This is a genomic window from Pseudovibrio sp. Ad26, assembly GCF_001623285.1.
GTDB lineage: Bacteria > Pseudomonadota > Alphaproteobacteria > Rhizobiales > Stappiaceae > Pseudovibrio > Pseudovibrio ascidiaceicola.
Window position 1 is genome coordinate 433,135 of sequence record NZ_LMCE01000047.1, and the last position, 18,036, is coordinate 451,170.

Annotated in this window: 18 protein-coding genes and 2 tRNA genes; 16 read left to right on the top strand and 4 right to left on the bottom strand. The window is 50.3% G+C overall.

Annotated features, from left to right (window positions below):
* Positions 1-74 precede the first annotated feature (74 nt).
* From PsAD26_RS08435 to ccoS, 9 genes are all read left to right on the top strand, one after another.
* Positions 75-1,187 (top strand): AbrB family transcriptional regulator, encoded by a 1,113-nt coding sequence (locus tag PsAD26_RS08435; protein WP_063310011.1) that lies wholly within the window; start codon positions 75-77, stop codon positions 1,185-1,187.
* A 359-nt stretch (positions 1,188-1,546) separates the two neighbouring features.
* Entirely contained in the window at positions 1,547-3,199 is a 1,653-nt protein-coding gene (ccoN, locus tag PsAD26_RS08440) for a cytochrome-c oxidase, cbb3-type subunit I (RefSeq protein WP_057464968.1), read from the top strand.
* A 14-nt stretch (positions 3,200-3,213) separates the two neighbouring features.
* Positions 3,214-3,948: a cytochrome-c oxidase, cbb3-type subunit II gene (gene ccoO, locus PsAD26_RS08445; protein WP_063287341.1), complete on the top strand. Its 735-nt coding sequence runs from the start codon at positions 3,214-3,216 to the stop codon at positions 3,946-3,948.
* Positions 3,949-3,958: 10 nt separating this feature from the next.
* Positions 3,959-4,117, top strand: coding sequence for a cbb3-type cytochrome c oxidase subunit 3 (locus PsAD26_RS08450; RefSeq protein ID WP_057464970.1), 159 nt, complete (start codon positions 3,959-3,961; stop codon positions 4,115-4,117).
* Positions 4,117-4,992 carry a cytochrome-c oxidase, cbb3-type subunit III gene (ccoP, locus tag PsAD26_RS08455; RefSeq protein WP_063310012.1) on the top strand — a complete coding sequence of 292 codons (876 nt, stop codon included), beginning with the start codon at positions 4,117-4,119 and terminating at the stop codon, positions 4,990-4,992. Before PsAD26_RS08450 ends, ccoP begins: the two co-directional genes overlap by 1 nt.
* 171 nt (positions 4,993-5,163) lie before the next feature.
* The gene (ccoG, locus tag PsAD26_RS08460; RefSeq protein ID WP_057465034.1) at positions 5,164-6,564 is read left to right on the top strand and encodes a cytochrome c oxidase accessory protein CcoG; all 1,401 of its coding nucleotides are present in this window, start codon (positions 5,164-5,166) and stop codon (positions 6,562-6,564) included.
* A 123-nt stretch (positions 6,565-6,687) separates the two neighbouring features.
* Positions 6,688-7,215, top strand: coding sequence for a FixH family protein (locus PsAD26_RS08465; RefSeq protein WP_063310013.1), 528 nt, complete (start codon positions 6,688-6,690; stop codon positions 7,213-7,215).
* A gap of 12 nt (positions 7,216-7,227) precedes the next feature.
* Positions 7,228-9,447: a cation-translocating P-type ATPase gene (locus tag PsAD26_RS08470; RefSeq protein WP_063310014.1), complete on the top strand. Its 2,220-nt coding sequence runs from the start codon at positions 7,228-7,230 to the stop codon at positions 9,445-9,447.
* An 8-nt stretch (positions 9,448-9,455) separates the two neighbouring features.
* Positions 9,456-9,644 (top strand): cbb3-type cytochrome oxidase assembly protein CcoS, encoded by a 189-nt coding sequence (gene ccoS, locus PsAD26_RS08475; protein WP_063295663.1) that lies wholly within the window; start codon positions 9,456-9,458, stop codon positions 9,642-9,644.
* A gap of 157 nt (positions 9,645-9,801) precedes the next feature.
* Here the strand turns inward: ccoS and hemA are convergent, their stop codons facing one another.
* Positions 9,802-11,079 carry a 5-aminolevulinate synthase gene (hemA, locus tag PsAD26_RS08480; RefSeq protein WP_063295664.1) on the bottom strand — a complete coding sequence of 426 codons (1,278 nt, stop codon included), beginning with the start codon at positions 11,077-11,079 and terminating at the stop codon, positions 9,802-9,804.
* Positions 11,080-11,380: 301 nt separating this feature from the next.
* On the opposite strand from hemA, the gene PsAD26_RS08485 reads away from it, so the two are divergent.
* Positions 11,381-11,890, top strand: coding sequence for a response regulator (locus tag PsAD26_RS08485; protein WP_084403607.1), 510 nt, complete (start codon positions 11,381-11,383; stop codon positions 11,888-11,890).
* A gap of 78 nt (positions 11,891-11,968) precedes the next feature.
* Here the strand turns inward: PsAD26_RS08485 and PsAD26_RS08490 are convergent, their stop codons facing one another.
* The 3 genes from PsAD26_RS08490 to PsAD26_RS08505 form a co-directional block, all read right to left on the bottom strand.
* Positions 11,969-12,151, bottom strand: coding sequence for a hypothetical protein (locus PsAD26_RS08490; protein WP_057464977.1), 183 nt, complete (start codon positions 12,149-12,151; stop codon positions 11,969-11,971).
* A gap of 518 nt (positions 12,152-12,669) precedes the next feature.
* Positions 12,670-12,744: transfer RNA gene (locus tag PsAD26_RS08500), tRNA-Thr, on the bottom strand.
* Between the two features lie 32 nt (positions 12,745-12,776).
* Positions 12,777-12,851, bottom strand: a tRNA-Thr gene (locus PsAD26_RS08505).
* 190 nt (positions 12,852-13,041) lie between these two features.
* Here PsAD26_RS08505 and PsAD26_RS08510 point away from each other — a divergent pair.
* The 6 genes from PsAD26_RS08510 to PsAD26_RS08535 all read left to right on the top strand — a co-directional run bounded on the left by PsAD26_RS08510 (position 13,042) and on the right by PsAD26_RS08535 (position 17,900).
* Positions 13,042-13,257, top strand: a complete 216-nt coding sequence (locus PsAD26_RS08510; protein WP_063310017.1) for a hypothetical protein — start codon at positions 13,042-13,044, stop codon at positions 13,255-13,257.
* 303 nt (positions 13,258-13,560) lie between these two features.
* On the top strand, positions 13,561-14,850 hold the full coding sequence (gene murA, locus PsAD26_RS08515) for a UDP-N-acetylglucosamine 1-carboxyvinyltransferase (RefSeq protein WP_063310018.1): 1,290 nt from the start codon (positions 13,561-13,563) through the stop codon (positions 14,848-14,850).
* Positions 14,851-15,056: 206 nt separating this feature from the next.
* Positions 15,057-15,503: a DUF2948 family protein gene (locus PsAD26_RS08520; protein ID WP_057464980.1), complete on the top strand. Its 447-nt coding sequence runs from the start codon at positions 15,057-15,059 to the stop codon at positions 15,501-15,503.
* Positions 15,504-15,629: 126 nt separating this feature from the next.
* Complete coding sequence (gene hisD / locus PsAD26_RS08525; protein ID WP_063310019.1) at positions 15,630-16,925, top strand: histidinol dehydrogenase; 1,296 nt, start codon at positions 15,630-15,632, stop codon at positions 16,923-16,925.
* Positions 16,926-16,956: 31 nt separating this feature from the next.
* Positions 16,957-17,466 (top strand): UPF0262 family protein, encoded by a 510-nt coding sequence (locus PsAD26_RS08530; protein WP_063310020.1) that lies wholly within the window; start codon positions 16,957-16,959, stop codon positions 17,464-17,466.
* A 2-nt stretch (positions 17,467-17,468) separates the two neighbouring features.
* Positions 17,469-17,900 carry a low molecular weight phosphatase family protein gene (locus PsAD26_RS08535; protein WP_063310021.1) on the top strand — a complete coding sequence of 144 codons (432 nt, stop codon included), beginning with the start codon at positions 17,469-17,471 and terminating at the stop codon, positions 17,898-17,900.
* The last annotated feature ends 136 nt before the right edge of the window (positions 17,901-18,036 follow it).

Genomic DNA, 18,036 nt, shown 5'->3' on the forward strand with positions numbered 1-18,036 from the left:
TGGTTCTATCAAGATTGATCATATGAATTGCGATTTGTACTTCTTGTGTCGTGACGACATGAGGAGGTAAAGCCGTGAGCGGAAAAGACATTCTGAGTTTAGTTGGAGTTCTTGTGCTTGGAGGGGCAGGAGCTGCTGTCTTTGAACTGCTTTCTCTTCCTGCTGGTTTTCTGGCTGGGCCTATGGTTGTCTTGGTTCTGGCGAAATCTCTTTCTCTACCTTTGATCGCTAATCAGGATTTCACGTTTCCTAAGCACCTAACCTCCACAAATTCCATATTTATCGGAGCTGCAATGGGGACTGCTGTCTCTCCAGATTTCTGGGAGGGGGCCTCTTTGTGGCCTTTGTCGATGTTAGCACTGGGTGCTGTTGTCGGTGGCATCACCACAACGGTCTACCTTTACGCTTACAAAAAATGCAACTGGGGTAGGGATGAGGCATTCTTCGCAGGTTTGCCGGGCGCACTGGGAATGACCGCTGCGCTCGCCTTGGAGAGGGGAGCGCCCATGGACCGAATTATGATTGTCCAGCTCGTGCGCCTCTTCCTTTTGATTGCTGTTCTGCCTTTGATTGTCACAAATATGGTCGATTCAAATGAGGCAGCCGACGTTATAGCTAAAGATGCCGAAGTGGCATTCAGCCCAACGGTTGCAGTTGAACTCATAGCTGCTCTTCTGGTCTGCGCGATCTTTGCAGTGCTGGCCTTAAGGCTGAAGGCGCCTGCTGGACTGCTCACCGGGGCATTCTTTGCCAGTGCTGCCCTTAACTCAACGGGGATTTTAGAGTTTAACTTACCTGCTTGGCTTGCCATACCTTGCTACGTAATCATGGGAACCAATGTAGGCCTCTATATTGGGAAGATGGAAAGCAGCACCCTAAAGCCCATGCTTGGCACGTCTCTTGTGGTGTTTGCGATCAGTCTGTCAGTTGCGCTAACAGGGGCGCTGGTGACGTCTTGGGCTCTGGACATCTCATTCGATAAGGTTTTTCTGGCCTTTGCTCCCGGAGGTATGGAAGCAATGCTTCTTATATCGATCCTGCTGGACATTGATCCGGTGTTCGTTGCCACCCACCAGTTAGCTCGCTTTATGGGACTTTTAGCATTCATGCCGGTTGTGACCAGATACGTGCTGGGGCCAACCTGCGCGCAAAAAACAGATCCCACGGAAAATTCGGTTGCGACCTAGGTCGAGTTTCGCCGCGGGAGTTTGGTGCGCTGCGGTATAGAATTGAGAACTTATCTAGCTAATCGTGATTCTATGTATGCGTGCCGCCTCCGCTTCACCTATCAAATTACGCTAACTTTCTCAGGAACCAGTGAAACTCGCTTCAAGCTGCGCCAAAACAACGCATCTTACCCTAAATTCATGTAATATATGACGAAAACCCAATAATGGGGGGTGTAGTTGCGAATTAGAGTAATTTTATTTTTTTTGTTCGAGTTCTTTTTGACATGTATCAAGGGCGGGGCAATTTGCCACCCATAGAACTACGCTCAGGTAGTCCTATCTGGACGAACTTGTTTACTTTATATGGGGCGAACATCATGGGTGAGCGGAAAGTCAGATATCTGTCACTTGAAGAAGGCGGTTACACCGTACTTCTTTTGGTAGCAGCGATTTTCTGTCTGATCATTGCAGGGAAAACCTGGGATCAGGTCTTGGCATTTCATACCGCTTTGATTGCATTAGCATCACTGGCGGGTATCTTCTTTATTTTTCGCCGATACTTCGACGGAAACAACAGTCCGGCACCGTTAGAGATTAACGGCAAACCGAACTATAATATGGGGCCCGTAAAATTTGCGACTTGGGCTTCTGTTTTTTGGGGTATCGCAGGCTTTTCCGTCGGCGTGATTATCGCTTCGCAGTTGGCATTCCCAGCGTTGAACTTTGATCTGCCTTGGACCAATTTTGGGCGTCTCCGTCCTCTCCATACTTCAGCCGTGATTTTCGCATTTGGCGGAAACGTGTTGATTGCAACATCGTTCTACGTTGTGCAGCGCACGTGTCAGGCCCGTCTGATGGGTACGATTTCGCCTTGGTTTGTTGTTCTGGGTTATAATCTGTTCATCGTTGTTGCGGGTACAGGTTACCTGCTTGGTGTTACACAGAGTAAAGAATACGCCGAACCAGAATGGTACGCAGATTTGCTGCTAACTATTGTCTGGGTGGCCTACCTGTTGACATTCTTGGGGCCAATCTGGCGTCGCAAAGAAGCTCACATTTACGTAGCGAACTGGTTCTACCTCGCGTTTATCGTGACAATTGCAGTTCTGCATTTGTTCAACAACGCGTCTATTCCTGTCAGCATCTACTCCACTAAATCCTATATTGTTTGGGGCGGCGTTCAAGATGCGATGGTGCAGTGGTGGTATGGCCATAACGCTGTTGGCTTCTTCCTGACTGCTGGTTTCCTGGCAATCATGTATTACTTTATTCCAAAGCGTGCTGAGCGTCCGGTGTATTCTTACCGTCTGTCAATCGTGCACTTTTGGGCTCTGATCTTCCTATACATCTGGGCTGGTCCTCACCACTTGCACTACACGTCTCTGCCTCAGTGGGCGGGCACGCTCGGTATGACCTTCTCCATCATCCTTTGGATGCCTTCCTGGGGTGGTATGATCAACGGTCTGATGACCCTGTCAGGTGCTTGGGACAAACTGCGGACAGATCCTGTCCTGCGTATGATGGTTGTTTCCGTTGCATTCTACGGCATGGCGACCTTCGAAGGACCTCTGATGTCCATCCGTGCTGTGAACGGTCTGTCGCACTACACCGACTGGACGATTGGTCACGTACACGCTGGCGCACTCGGCTGGGTTGGTTACATCTCCTTCGGTGCTCTGTATTGCCTGGTTCCTTGGCTTTACAATAAGTCATTGTACTCTTTGCGCTTGGTTAACTGGCACTTCTGGGTCTCTACACTTGGCATCGTGTTCTATATCTGTTCAATGTGGGTATCCGGCATTATGCAGGGTCTGATGTGGCGTGCTTACGACAGCCTCGGCTTCCTTGAGTACTCCTTCATCGAAACAGTTGATGCGATGTACCCGTTCTATGTCATGCGTGCATTCGGCGGTCTGCTCTTCCTCGCAGGTGCTCTCGTCATGGTTTACAACCTCGTAATGACAGTTCGTGCCGGTGAAGCAGTTGAGAGCGAAGGTGCAGGTCAACCTGCTCTGACGCCAGCGGAATAATCGGGAGATCACGAATGTCTGCTTGGAAAAAACACCAAATCTTCGAGAAAAACTCGCTGATCCTGATTGTTGGCATCATCATCATGATCTCAATCGGCGGTCTCGTGGAAATCGTGCCTCTTTTTTACCTGAAGAGCACGATTGAGAAAACTGAGGGCATGCGCCCTTACACTCCGCTTGAGCTTGTTGGACGTAACATCTATGTGCGTGAAGGCTGTTATGCATGTCACTCACAGCAAATCCGTCCAATGCGTGACGAGCTGGAGCGCTACGGCAACTACTCGCTGGCAGCGGAATCCATGTACGATCGCCCATTCCAATGGGGTTCTAAGCGTACTGGTCCTGACCTCGCTCGTGTAGGCGGCAAGTACTCTGATGAGTGGCAGCGTGATCACCTGATCAACCCACGCTCAGTGTCTCCGACCTCAGTGATGCCTGGCTACCCGTTCCTGATGGATGCCAAGCTCTCTACGATCGAGATCGAGAACCATCTGAAAGTGAATGCATTGTATGGTGTTCCTTATACCGAGGAACAGATCGCAAGCGCAAAAGTGGATCTCCTCGCTCAGGCCGAGCCTGATAGTGATGCAGCGGAAGCGTTCGAAGAGCGTTACCCAGATGTTCTCATCCGCGACTTTGACGGCAACGCCAAAGAAGTGACTGAGATGGATGCACTTGTGGCTTATCTGCAGATGCTTGGCACACTCGTAGACTTTAGCCTCTACGACGAAAAAGCCAACTTGCGCTAAGGAGAAGATGATGGACGCGACTTACACCGCTCTTGCACACTTCGCGCAAACTGGTGGCCTGCTCTATTTCATGGCAATCTTTGCAGGCGTAGTTCTTTACGCTTGCTGGCCAAGCAATGGGGAGCGCTTTAACGATGCTTCACAGATCCCGCTGCGGGAGGACGATTAATGGCTGAGCACAAAAAGGAAATCGACCAGATAACGGGTGTCGAAACCACTGGTCACGAATGGGATGGCCTGAAGGAACTCAATCATCCGCTCCCTAAGTGGTGGCTCTATATGTTCTACGGCACCATCGTATGGTCCGTAATCTACTGGATCCTCATGCCAAGTTGGCCATTGGTCAACGGCTATACAAAAGGTCTTCTGAACTACAGCCAGCGTGCGGTTGCAACGGAGAACTTTGATGTAGCGGCTGCAGAGCGCGCAGAAACCGGCAAGATGCTTCTCGAAGCATCTCTCGAAGAAATTCGTGATACTCCGGAACTGCTCGAGTTTGCTATGGCTCAGGGTGAAGTGGCATTCGGTGACAACTGTGCACCTTGTCATGGAACTGGTGCGACAGGCTTTGAAGGCTATCCTAACCTTCAGGACGACAGCTGGATCTGGGGTGGTGACTTGGACACCCTCTCAACCACGATCTCTTATGGTGTTCGTTCAGAACATGACGAAACCCGGTATGCGGAAATGCCTGCATTCGGCCGTGATGAGCTGCTTGAAAAAGAAGAGATTGTTCAGGTTGCGAACTATGTTGGTTCTATAGCAGGTCTTCCAACACAAGAAGGCGTTGATCTGGAAGCAGGCAAAGTGATCTATGAAGAGAACTGTGCTGCCTGTCATATGGAAAATGCTAAGGGTGATCTGGAAACAGGTTCTCCGAACCTGACAGCACCAACCTATCTCTATGGCAAGTCCGTAGAAGACATCATCGCGCAGGTGAATGCACCACGTCACGGTGTGATGCCTGCATGGATCGATCGTCTGGGTGAAACCACAGTTAAATCACTGGCTGTGTACGTTCACTCACTCGGTGGCGGTCAATAAGATCTCTGAATATTTTTGAGATGACGACACAAGCGAGGACGCGTAAGTGCCCTCGCTTCACTTGCACAAAGCACATCGCCAACTGAGGAAGACATTATGTCTAGCCAAGTTGAACCCATCGATAAAGAAGAGGACGAAGCCTGGTTCGCGTCAGCGGCTAAAGTTTACCCTATGGAGGTAAATGGCCGTTTTCGGAAAATCAAATGGGCAATCCTTTTTATTACCCTTGGAATTTATTACTTTACTCCCTTCATCCGTTGGGACAGAGGGCCTTTGCTCCCTGATCAGGCTGTTCTCGTCGATTTTGAGAGAAAAAGAGGTTATTTCTTCTTTCTCGAAATCTGGCCACAGGAAGTCTATTACCTCGCCGGATTGCTCATCATTGCAGCTGTTGGTCTGTTCTTGATGAATGCTATCGCGGGTCGTCTCTGGTGCGGTTATCTTTGCCCGCAGACAGTTTGGACAGACCTGTTCTTCCGCGTAGAAAGCGTGATTGAAGGCGATCGCCGCAAAAGGATTACGCTGGACAAACAGCCCTGGAATGCAGAAAAGATTCTCAAAAAGGGAACGAAGCACTTCCTCTGGCTGATGATTGCCTGGTGGACTGGTGGGGCGTGGGTTCTTTACTTCGCGGATGCTCCAACCCTTGTGTATGATCTGGCAACCGGTCAGGCTGCATTTTCTGCTTATGTCTGGATCGGCATCCTGACGTTCACCACCTATTCGCTGGCTGGTCACATGCGTGAGCAGGTCTGTGTGTATATGTGTCCTTGGCCACGTATTCAGGCAGCTCTTACGGATGAGCATGCGCTCAATGTGACGTATCGCTACGACCGTGGTGAACCTCGTGGTCACTTGAAAGAGAGCAAAAAGCGCATCGCAGAAGGCTTGCCAGCTGGTGATTGTATCGACTGTAATCAGTGTTTCTATGCATGTCCGACTGGTGTCGACATTCGTAAAGGCGCGCAGCTCGATTGCATCCAGTGTGGTCTGTGTATTGATGCGTGTGACTCAATCATGACCAAGGTTGGAAAGCCAACGGGTCTGATCGCATATGACACGGACGATAACATTGAGCGTCGTGAGAAAGGTGAGACAGCAGTTTACCGTCTGATCCGTCCTCGTACTGTAGTCTATACAGCAATCATTGCGTTGATTGCAGGTGGGATGCTGTACGCCCAGCTCAATCGCTCCATGACGAGTTTGTCTGTCGTTCATGACCGGAACCCGCTGTATGTTAAACAAAGTGACGGGTCCTTCAGAAACGGCTACTCACTCCGTCTGCTGAACAAACACAACAACGAGCAATCTTTCACGCTTAGCGTTGAGGATATGCCTACAGGGGCTACCTTTGAGGTTGTGGGCATTCACAAGAATGCGGCTGACGTGACAAAGGATACTCAGCTGAGCTTGTCGGTAGATGCTGATACGACCCGTTCTGTACGAGCACTGGTGTTCTCTCCAGCTGGCGTTGAAATGCCAAGCTCTCTGCCTATGAGCTTTAAGCTGGTGGACACAGAGACGGGTGAAACAACAGTGATCAGCGACTTCTTCCGGGCACCCGGCAAATAGTCGTCACAGGCTGTAAAAGCACCTAATTAAACTTGCGTGATAAGGGGTACGCCCCTTATCACTTTAACAATCAAAAGGCGAAGCTCACCCCCCATCTTATGAGCCGCCAAAAGGAGCTAGGATATGACAATGGCTGTAGACCACAAGTCTCCACGCAAGCCACGGCAGATTACCGGCCGCATGGTTCTGTTCAGCCTTATCGCGTTCTTCGGTGCTATCGCCGCTATGAATGCTGTTATGATCTATATTGCGCTCGACACCTTCCCAGGACTGGAAGTCGATAGCTCCTACAAGGTAAGCCAGCGATACAACAAAGAAATCGCCAAGGCGAATGCTCAGGCCGCTCTGAACTGGAGCGTAAATGCTTCCATTGAACGCAACGGTGATGGCTCTGCCCATATTCGCGTTCTGGCTAAAGATAAAGCCGGTGCTCCAATCACCGGTGAAATGGTAACCGTTAAACTACATCGCCCAACAATCACCGCAGCTGATCAGGATCTTATCTTGTCTGAGCGTTCCGCAGGTGAATATGTAGCCAATGCATCTGGCATTGGCGCTGGCAACTGGAACGTGGTCGTAGAAATCGCGGATCGAAGCGATAAGACGCTTCCGATTTTCCGTTCCAAAAACAAGATTTTCTTCGCTGAGTAAGGCGGTAATAGCATGTCTGCGCCTGAAAGGGATTGGGCTGCATTCGTAACAAACTCCGACGATGGCAAGGCTCATATGGACCTTGCCGTTGACGGTATTACGTGTGCTGCATGTATGTACGAAATTGAGCGCGGCCTCCAGAAGTTGGATGGCGTAGAAAAAGCACGCGTGAACCTATCATCCCATCGACTCTCAGTTGACTGGGATGGCGAAAAGACCAACCCATCTCCGATTGTCGATCTTCTCCAAAGGCTGGGCTATAAAGCATATCCTTTTGATCCTGCGCAGGTGAAGTCGCGTGGCGATGCGGTCGGCAAAGAGATCTTGCGGGCGCTGGCTATTTCTGGCTTTGCAGCAATGAATATCATGCTGCTATCCATCTCAATCTGGTCTGGTAACGCATCGGATATTGATCCAGAGACCCGGTCTTTCTTCCACTGGATTTCCGCACTCATTGCATTGCCGACCGTCGTTTACACTGGCCGCATTTTCTTCCGCAGTGCCTATATGGCAGTGAAAACAGGCCGTTTGAACATGGACGTGCCGATCACGATCGGTGTGTTACTCGCAACTGGTCTGTCCATGTGGCAAACTGTTCAGGAAGCCGAACACGCTTACTTTGATAGCGCGGTGATGCTGCTGTTCTTCCTGCTTGTCGGGCGTTATTGCGATCATCTCATGCGCAGAAAAACGCGTTCTTTTGCGGAAAACCTCGCGACTTTGAAAGCTGAGAGTGCTGCAAAGATACAAGAGGATGGCAGTGCACTCGATGTGCCTCTGTCAAAGTTGTCCGTCGGTGATCGCGTTTTGGTCAGAGCCGGTGAACGCATTTCCGTCGATGGCAAAATTTCGACGGGCACATCAGAAGTCGATCAGAGTTTGGTGACAGGTGAAACCCTCTTGCAGCCCGTTGGGGAAGGGGACCTTGTCTACGCAGGTACCATGAACACCTACGGCGTGTTGGAGATTGAGGTAACAGCTGCAGCCAAAGGCACATTGCTTGATGAAGTGAACAGACTTCTGGAAACGGCCATGGAAGGTCGTTCCAAGTACGTTCATATCGCAGATCGCGCCTCACAGCTTTACGCGCCCGTCGTGCACGCCGCTGCGCTTTTGACACTCGTGGGCTGGATCATGCTTGGTATGGCATGGCAACCAGCTTTGGTTATCGCAATCTCTGTACTCATCATCACATGCCCTTGTGCTCTGGGACTGGCAATACCCGCAGTTCAAGTTGTTGCAAGTGGTTTGTTCTTTAATGAGCGAGTTCTGCTGAATGCTGGTGATGCGATTGAGCGTCTGGCGACAGTTGATACCATCGTGTTCGACAAAACTGGCACACTGACACTTCCAGAAACCTCACTCTCAGAAAAACATGACCTTTCAGCAGACCAACTGGAGCTGGCTGGTCGTCTTGCTCTGTCCTCATCACATCCACTGTCGCAGGCCATAGCAAGAGCAACTGGTGCACAACAAGCGTTGCCAGATGCAAAGGAGAGTGCGGGCAAAGGGGCTGAAGCTGTCATAGATGGCGTGCCTGCTAAGCTAGGTTCTCCAGCATTTTGCGGTGTTTCTGACGAGCAGCTTGATCAGGCGAAAGTGCTGCAACCCGACGCTTCCTTTGTGGCCTTCCAATTCGGAGATGAAGCCGCACAGTTGCTGCCTGTTGGCCAGTTTATGAGGGAAGGGGCAACTGAGACGATCCAGAAGCTCAAAACCGCGGGCTTCACAATTGAAATCCTCAGTGGTGACCATAAAGGCGCCGTAGAACATGCAGCTCAAGTGCTTGGTGTTGATAGCTGGCAAGCTGCTATGAAGCCTCAAGACAAGATCGACCATATCGAAGAACTGAAAGCACAAGGCAAGAAGGTTCTGATGGTTGGTGATGGTCTCAATGATGCGCCTTCGCTCGCCGCAGCAAATGTATCCATCTCACCTGTCTCTGCTGTTCACGTCAGTCAGGCAGCAGCAGATGCAGTCTTTTTGGGAGATAGCCTTGCGCCTGTCATGAGTGCGCTGACAATCTCGAAGAAAGCGCGCTGGGTGATGAACCAAAATCTCGCCATTTCTGTTGTCTACAATATGATTGCAGTGCCGTTTGCAGTGCTAGGTTTTGTCACACCTCTTGTTGCAGCCTTGGCTATGTCGGGTTCTTCCATTATTGTGACGCTCAATGCTGTACGCCTGAGAATGCTAGCAGGCTCATCTACTCAGCCCAATTCGGAGGCCTGAACAGAACTATGGAAGTCTTAATCTACCTCATTCCGATTGCGTTGTTTCTTGGTGGCGCAGGTTTGGTAGCGTTCTTGTGGTCCTTGCGCTCTGGCCAGTATGATGACATGGAAGGGCCGAAATGGCGCATCCTGGATGATGGTGACTTGCAGGAAAATAGTGCACCTGTAGAAGCTGCGAAACGCAAGGTTTCCTGAGTAGGTATCTGGTCGTTACTAGTTGTATTTAGCGAAAAGCATCACGAAATGAGAGGCTTGTAAGCGATCCGCTTCAAGCCTTTTTCTATGTGCCAATGTCGCTAACAAAAAAGGCCGGCAAATATGCCGGCCTTTTTGCGATGAATTGAAGTGGTTTTTAGCCGCCTGCAAACTGATAAACAGCCTGACCTTGCGCAGCATCCAGATCTTCTTCAGCTGGAGCATCGGTGAATGGCAACTCAAGTGTCTGCCATACATCCACCAGAGCATCGCGCAGATGATCAATCAGAGCATCGTTGTGAACTGGACCCGGAGTGATGCGCAAACGTTCTGTGCCGCGTGGAACTGTTGGATAGTTGATTGGCTGAATGTAAATGCCATGCTTATCCAGCAAAAGGTCAGTTGCCTGCTTACACAGATCAGGATCAGCAACAAGCACTGGAATGATGTGTGTGTCAGAAGGCATCACAGGAAGACCTGCGGCTTTCAACACGTCTTTCGTGCGCTGTGCCTGACGTTGTTGGCCTTCACGCTCTACGCCGGATTCTTTCAGGTGCTTGATGGAAGCTGTTGCAGCTGCCGCAAGTCCTGGAGGAATAGCTGTTGTGAAGATAAAGCCCGGAGCATAAGAGCGAACTGCATCAATGATGGTCTGAGAAGCGGTGATGTAACCGCCCATCACACCAAATGCTTTCGCTAGAGTACCTTCAATGATGTCGATGCGATCCATAACATTATCGCGCTCAGCAATACCTGCGCCGCGTGGACCGTACATGCCAACAGCATGCACTTCGTCGATGTAGGTCATCGCATTATATTTGTCGGCAAGGTCACAAATGCGCTCGATCGGTGCGATATCGCCATCCATGGAGTACACGGATTCAAACACGATCAGTTTTGCGCGGTCGTTTCCAGCAGACTTGAGCAGGTCTTCAAGGTGCTCAAGATCATTATGTCGCCATACTTTCTTAGAAGTTCCTGCGCCGCGAACACCCGCAATCATGGAAGCGTGGTTCAGCTGGTCAGACAGGATCAGGCAATCAGGAAGCAATTTTGCAATTGTTGAAATGGACGCTTCGTTGGAAACAAAACCGCTGGAAAAGACGAGGGCACCTTCTTTGCCATGCAAATCAGCAAGTTCTTCTTCAAGCTGTACCAGAGGGTAGTTCGTGCCTGAGATGTTACGCGTGCCGCCTGCGCCTGCTCCCATACGCTGAACGGTTTCCGTCATGGCATCAATAACTTTAGGGTGTTGGCCCATCCCGAGGTAGTCGTTTGAACACCAAATGACGATTTCACGGAGGTTTTGATTTTCTTTACGCCAGAGAGCGTGTGGGTGACGCCCTGCAATGCGTTCGAGATTAGCAAATACGCGGTACCGTTTTTCATCCTTCAAAGAAGCAATCGCTTCATTGAAGATATTTTGGTAGTCCATTTTTTGCCCCTTATATTGCGGCGGTATTATTTGGCGATACTTTAGAGTTAGCCTAAACTTAGCGATAATCCTTATCCCTGTCGAAGGACACATTGACGCGGTCCATGGAATTGCGGATTTATCAAAGGATATTTTCACCTAACGCATATCAGCCTATATATATCGCAGACATAGTCTTTGACATAGAACTATAATTGGGCAGTCTTGCAATTTGTTTTGTTCTCTGCCACACCTTGTAACTAATAACTGAATTTCTGTTCTAATTTAATTGGGTTACGTCAAGTGACCGGGGCATGACTGAGTGAGTATAGACCTCTCATCCTTATCGTTTTTGGTGGTTGAAGACAGCGCTTACATGCGCACAATCCTGCGTACAATGCTTCAGAGTTTTGGGGCCCGGAAAATCGTCGAAGCGGAAGACGGGGCTTCTGGTCTGGAAGCGATGGATCGCGCTAATCCGGATATCCTGATTCTCGACTGGGTTATGCCAATTCTCGATGGTGCAGACATGGTACGCATGATCCGTACCCAGAATAATCCGTACGCTTATATCCCAATTATTATGGTCACAGCTCATACCGAGCGCAGTCGCATTATTGAGGCCAGAAAATTGGGCATTCATGAGTTGCTGTGTAAGCCAATCTCCGCCAAGTCGCTCTATCAGCGCATTGCCTCAATTATTCTTCAACCAAGAGATTTTGTGAAAACAGCAGGTTACTTCGGCCCAGCACCGCGTGAAGTCCGCGGACACAAGAAGAACTGGGACGGAAATAGCATGATTGGCGAAGCAAACTCAGCCACCATGGTCTGAGCTCTCTTATCCGTAATCAAACATGCAATACCTCCTTGGAAGCGTCGAGCTGCCCCCAAGGTGGATCACCCGTGACGCCTACAGTGCGGAGAGGGCCTTGATTGCTTGGTCCCATTTTTCTGATGGAAGACTGGATACCAATCGAATGAGTTTGGCGAACTCTGCTTCTTCAAGTTGATAGCGAAGCATCTGTAACTCTGCTTCGGAAAACTTTCCGTGTGCTGCTGTTGGGACATCCGCGTCGATGACTGCCTGATCCATTTTTACCTCCTGAAACTCCAACAAAATGAATATCAGCGGACACTTGCACGAGAGCTCATGCAGGTGCGCTTGGGAGGCATACCCTCTTCCCCGATCCGCAAAACGGTTGGTTGGAAAACTACCCCAATACGCCCCCAAGACCACAGAAACGTCGCAGGACTCCCGCCACATGTAAACCAACTCCAAGATGAAATTTGGTCGAATTGTGGCACGTTGTATCTCAGACACAGTGCCGCGAAGGCAGGTGAGGCTCAGCTCAATAACGTGGAATTTTATTTCATTGAGCTGATATTTATGTGTTCAGGTGAGTTTGTTTATTTCGCGGCTGCTTTGGATTATCGATGGATTACCGTTGATAAGTGCAATTACTTGCCCTCAGAAAAGTCTGTGTGACAGAGAAGGCTCACGGCAGAGTTGTAAATTGTTCTAAAATTCTTTGATTTTTTAAAATCAGATTTCACAGCAAGAATGCGATATGCCTGATGCAGTTCAGTGAAATGATCAATTGTGAAGAAGAATGGTGCTGCCGGAGAGATTTGAACTCTCGACCTCTCCCTTACCAAGGGAGTGCTCTACCCCTGAGCTACGGCAGCGCGCCGAAATTTGTGCAGCGCTGTTAGAAGAATGGTGCTGCCGGAGAGATTTGAACTCTCGACCTCTCCCTTACCAAGGGAGTGCTCTACCCCTGAGCTACGGCAGCATCGCATAAATATGAAGCACTTAAGCGCTTCTCGTATCTTCCAAACCAGCGCATTTTGCAACGAGGTAAGTGCTCCGCAGGCAGCGCCCTCGGAACGAGGAGGCTTATGTCATAACCCTTTTAAACCTGCAAGGGGTTTTATTGGCAGTTCTGTGGAAACTGAATAACACAGCGAAATGAGAGCATTGCCATGCACTTGTCGTATATTAGGGCACTTGGCTTCAATCCCGTCCTCGTGTACCTGTTGAGCATGACAGATTCAAAGAAAACCGAAACGACGGGCAACCAGTTAAAGTCCGCAGTAAAGCCAAAAAGCGACCCAAAAGCAGATCGTTTGGCCGAAGCCTTACGTGCCAACCTGCGTCGCAGAAAACAGGCTGCTAAGAAGAGCACTGACGAAGACTAGAGATTGCTGTATCCGCTCTACCAATGGCGAGGGCGTTAAGTAAAAATCTAGCATTTATCGCTAAATTGGAAATATATGGAAATCTCGCCGAAAACTGCAGGTTTTGGGCGGAGTAGGATGTTGCGGTTCTTGTAAGTCTTGCTAATGCGAAATATCAGCAGGATCTATTGGGGAAAACCGTTGGGGAAGAAACTAGGCAGAAGCGCTGCCTTGCTTATGCCACAGCCCTGATGTTAGTGGACACGATCAATTCTTCTTCAAATTTGTGTTTCCCGCCGCGGGCTTTATTGGGGTTATAGAAGTATGGACAAAATTCGTATTGTTGGTGGCAATCAGCTTAATGGTGTTATTCCGATCTCAGGCGCGAAGAATGCTGCGCTGCCTTTGATGATCGCGTCGCTGCTCTGCGAAGATACGTTGACCCTTGAGAATGTGCCCCGCTTGCGTGATGTCGCACTTCTCACTCAGATTCTCTCCAATCACGGAGTAGATTATTCGGTCGACGGAAAACGGGCTGGTCAGGATACAATGACCGGTCAAACTGTTCACCTGAATGCCAGCAACATTGTCGACACAACTGCTCCATATGAGCTCGTGTCCAAAATGCGTGCAAGCTTCTGGGTCATCGGTCCACTGCTCGCACGTATGCATACAGCTCGTGTGTCTCTGCCAGGCGGTTGTGCAATCGGTACCCGTCCGGTTGACTTCTTTATCGATGGTCTGAAAGCACTTGGCGCTGATATTGAGATGGATCGCGGCTATGTTCAGGCAGATGCCAAAGGCGGCCTGAAGGGTGGCCGGGTTGTCTTCCCGAAAATCTCTGTAGGTGCAACACATACAGTCATGATGGCTGCGACACTGGCCAAGGGCGAAAGCGTGATTGAAAACGCCGCTCAGGAACCAGAAGTCACAGATCTTGCAAACTGCCTGATCGGTATGGGCGCAAAGATCGAAGGTGCAGGCACCGATACGATCCATATTCAGGGTGTAGACAGTCTGGGCGCACACCGTCATCCAGTTATTCCTGACCGCATCGAAACCGGCACCTATGCCATGGCCGTGGCGATGACGGGCGGTGAAGTAACTCTGGAAGGCGCACGCGGCGATCTTCTCGAGGGTGCATTGGATGTCCTGCGCCAGACCGGAACAGAAATCACTGAAACCAATATGGGTCTCAAAATTAAGCGCAACGGAGCTGGTATCAGCCCGGTAGACGTTTCCACTGAGCCTTTCCCGGGTTTCCCAACAGATTTGCAAGCACAGTTCATGGCGCTCATGACCCGCTCCAAAGGTGTGAGCAAGATCACTGAGAACATCTTCGAAAACCGTTTCATGCACGTTCAGGAACTGGCACGCCTTGGCGCTAAGATCACACTGGACGGGCAAGTGGCTTCTGTTGAGGGTGTTGAAACCCTGCGCGGCGCTCAGGTCATGGCAACAGACCTTCGCGCATCTGTTTCTCTCGTCATTGCTGGTTTGGCAGCAGAAGGCGAAACAACGGTTAGTCGTGTCTATCATCTTGATCGCGGTTTCGAGCGGTTGGAAGAGAAGCTGTCTCGCTGCGGTGCCGTGATCGAGCGTATCTCGGCCTAACAAAACTGAAGCAAAAGATTTAGACCCGGTCTGTTTTTCAGTCCGGGTTTTTTCATGGAGATTTTCTCAAAGAAACTGGATCACACCTTCATGCTTGAAATCTGCTCCGTTCATTCATAGATGTTTTTCTGTAAATTGTTGTAATAGTAAGGATGTCTCGCGCTATATACGGTGCGCGAGGCTCGGAAAATCTGCAAGGGATCAATATGGAACAGGTAAAACCAATGAAGCTGATGGCGCTGGATCAGGAAGATTTGCAGATCATCTCTTCCATGGTGCAGGACAGTGTTCTGAAACTCGCGGATATCAAGTACTTACCTGCCGAGCGCCGCCTGGTGCTGACAATGAACCGATACCTCTGGGAAACGGACGAAAACAACCAGAAAAGAAGAATGCGCGCACGCTCCGTTCTTTCTGTTTCTCGGGTTGATGCAGTCAAAGCTCAGAAAATCAACCAGACAAACAAAGACATGGTCCTGTCATTGCTCTGTGTGCTGTTTGAAGAGACAAATGCACCAGCGGGTCAGTTGAAGCTTGAGTTTTCCGGTGGGGCTGCTATTGCAGCAAATATCGAGTGCATCGAAGCACAACTGGCAGATCTGGGCTCCGTTTGGGAAACTGAAAGCAGACCTGAACATGACCTAGAAGGCTAGTTGGAAAGCGCGGGATAGTTTCGTAAAATCCCGACACAACCTGAAGGCTTGGACTGCATCTCTAAAAATCTGACATCATCTCGGGAAAAACAGTCCCGGGAACTATAATAAATTGGGAACGATAACGTGGCGATTAAGCTCTCCTCAAAGTCTGAAGGTTTCGAAGAAGAAATCCGTGCCCTGCTTGGAAGCAAGCGGGAAACTTCAGAGGATGTGGATCATATCGTGCGCGACATCCTGCGGGATGTTGAGTTGCGCGGTGATGCGGCCGTGCTCGAGTACACCAATAAATTTGACCGCATGTCGGCCAAATCTATGGACGAGCTGAAAGTAACTGAAGCGGAGATTGAGGCAGCTGTTGCGCAAATCCCTGCTGAAACACTGGAAGCCTTGCAGCTTGCCCATGATCGTATTCGTTCCCACCATCAAAAGCAGCTGCCCGAAAGCTACACTTACAAAGATGCAATCGGCGTAGAGCTGGGCGCCATCTGGACTGCAGTGGAAGCTGTTGGTGTGTATGTCCCTGGCGGTCTTGCCAGCTATCCATCCTCTGTGCTGATGAATGTCGTGCCTGCAAAGGTTGCTGGCGTTGAGCGCATCGTGATGGTGGTTCCAAGCCCTGATGATGTGCTTAACCCACTCGTGTTGGCTGCAGCTAAGATGTCCGGCGTTTCCGAGATCTACCGTGTAGGCGGTGCTCAGGCTGTCGGTGCACTGGCATACGGCACAGAAACGATTGCAGCGGTCTCCAAGATTGTTGGCCCTGGCAACGCATACGTTTCAGCAGCAAAGCGCCGTGTATTCGGAACTGTCGGCATCGACATGATCGCCGGTCCATCCGAAATCCTCGTTGTGGCTGACAAAGAGAACAACCCGGACTGGGTTGCCGTCGATCTGCTCTCTCAGGCAGAGCATGATCCGGTTGCACAGTCAATTCTCATCACGGACAGCGAAGAACTGGCCGCAGCTGTAGAAGAGGCCGTCGAACGCCAACTTACCACGCTGCCTCGCGCAGACGTTGCGCGTCAGAGCTGGAATGATTTCGGCGCGATCATCACCGTCGACAATTTGGATGACGCTATGGTGCTCTCCAACCGTTTTGCACCGGAACATCTTGAACTGTGTGTTGATGACCCTGATGCGCTGCTGCCAAAAATGAGAAATGCTGGCGCTGTCTTTGTTGGGCGTTACACTCCAGAAGCGATCGGCGATTATGTGGGCGGTTCAAACCATGTGCTGCCAACGGCTCGCTCGGCCCGCTTCTCCTCTGGTCTTTCTACGCTGGAGTTCGTGAAGAGAACCTCGCTTCTGCGCTGTAACCCGGAAAATCTGGCACAGATCGGCCCCGCAGCCGTCACGCTGGCAGAAGTGGAAGGCCTGCAGGCGCATGGACGTTCAGTCTCCATCCGCTTAAACCACTAGTTAATTGATCCAGTAAGGAAAAGATCGCTTGATGCACAAGGAAGTCCCTGTAAACGAAGAACAGAGACAGCAAGGAATAGAACGCCTTTTTGAGGTGGTCCTTGATCCGGATTCTATTGTGCGCGCCGACAAAGACGTCGAGCGGGAGCGAAAAATTGCGATCTTTGATCTGGTAGAGGAAAACATGTTTTCTCCGGTCGGGCCCGATCAGGGCCCGTACCGACTGGATCTTGCTATGATCAAGCGCAAGCTTGTATTGGGAGTTCGGGATGAAATGGGCAGCGAAATAGCAACCCATATCCTCTCGCTCACCCCTTTTAGGAAGATCATTAAAGACTACTTCATGATCTGTGAGAGTTACTACGATGCAATTCGTAGTGCCTCTCCCAAGCAGATTGAAGCAATCGATATGGGGCGTCGTGGACTGCATGACGACGGGGCCTGCATATTGGAAGAACGCCTGAAAGGGAAAATCACCATCGACCATCAAACCGCCCGACGACTGTTTACGCTCATTTGCGCCTTGCAGCATCGGGGGTAGGTATGGCCGAGTTTATGTCACGGCCAAGTTCCATCCTGTTTATCTGCAGAATGAACGCCGTACGCTCTCCGATGGCAGAGGGGCTGACCCAGCTGCTCTATCCCAAACAGGTCTATACGCGCTCCTGTGGCGTCTTTGCAGGCGAACGTGATCCGTTTGTCGACTCTGTTATGGATGAACTTGGGATGGACCTGAGCGATCACCATCCCAAGACATTTGAGGATCTGGCTGAGGACGGGTTCGATCTTATCGTTACACTCGCGCCGGAAGCACATCATAAGGCATTGGAGCTGACACGTACGCAACATGTGGATGTTGAGTACTGGCCAACGATCGATCCAACGGTAGCCACAGGAAGCCGTTCACAGATCATGGATGCGTACAGAGCGGTGCGTGATACGCTTAAGAGAAAGATAGAACAACGTATGCAATAAGCTGCTGAAAATGCTCTACGCGTGGCCTTTGCATGTGTTTTCCACCCCAAAACATGGAATATGCGGTAAAACTCGTGAAACTGCCCTCCAAGAAATGGTGGTAGCCTGTTCACTTTTGACGAGTTATCCGGTAGGT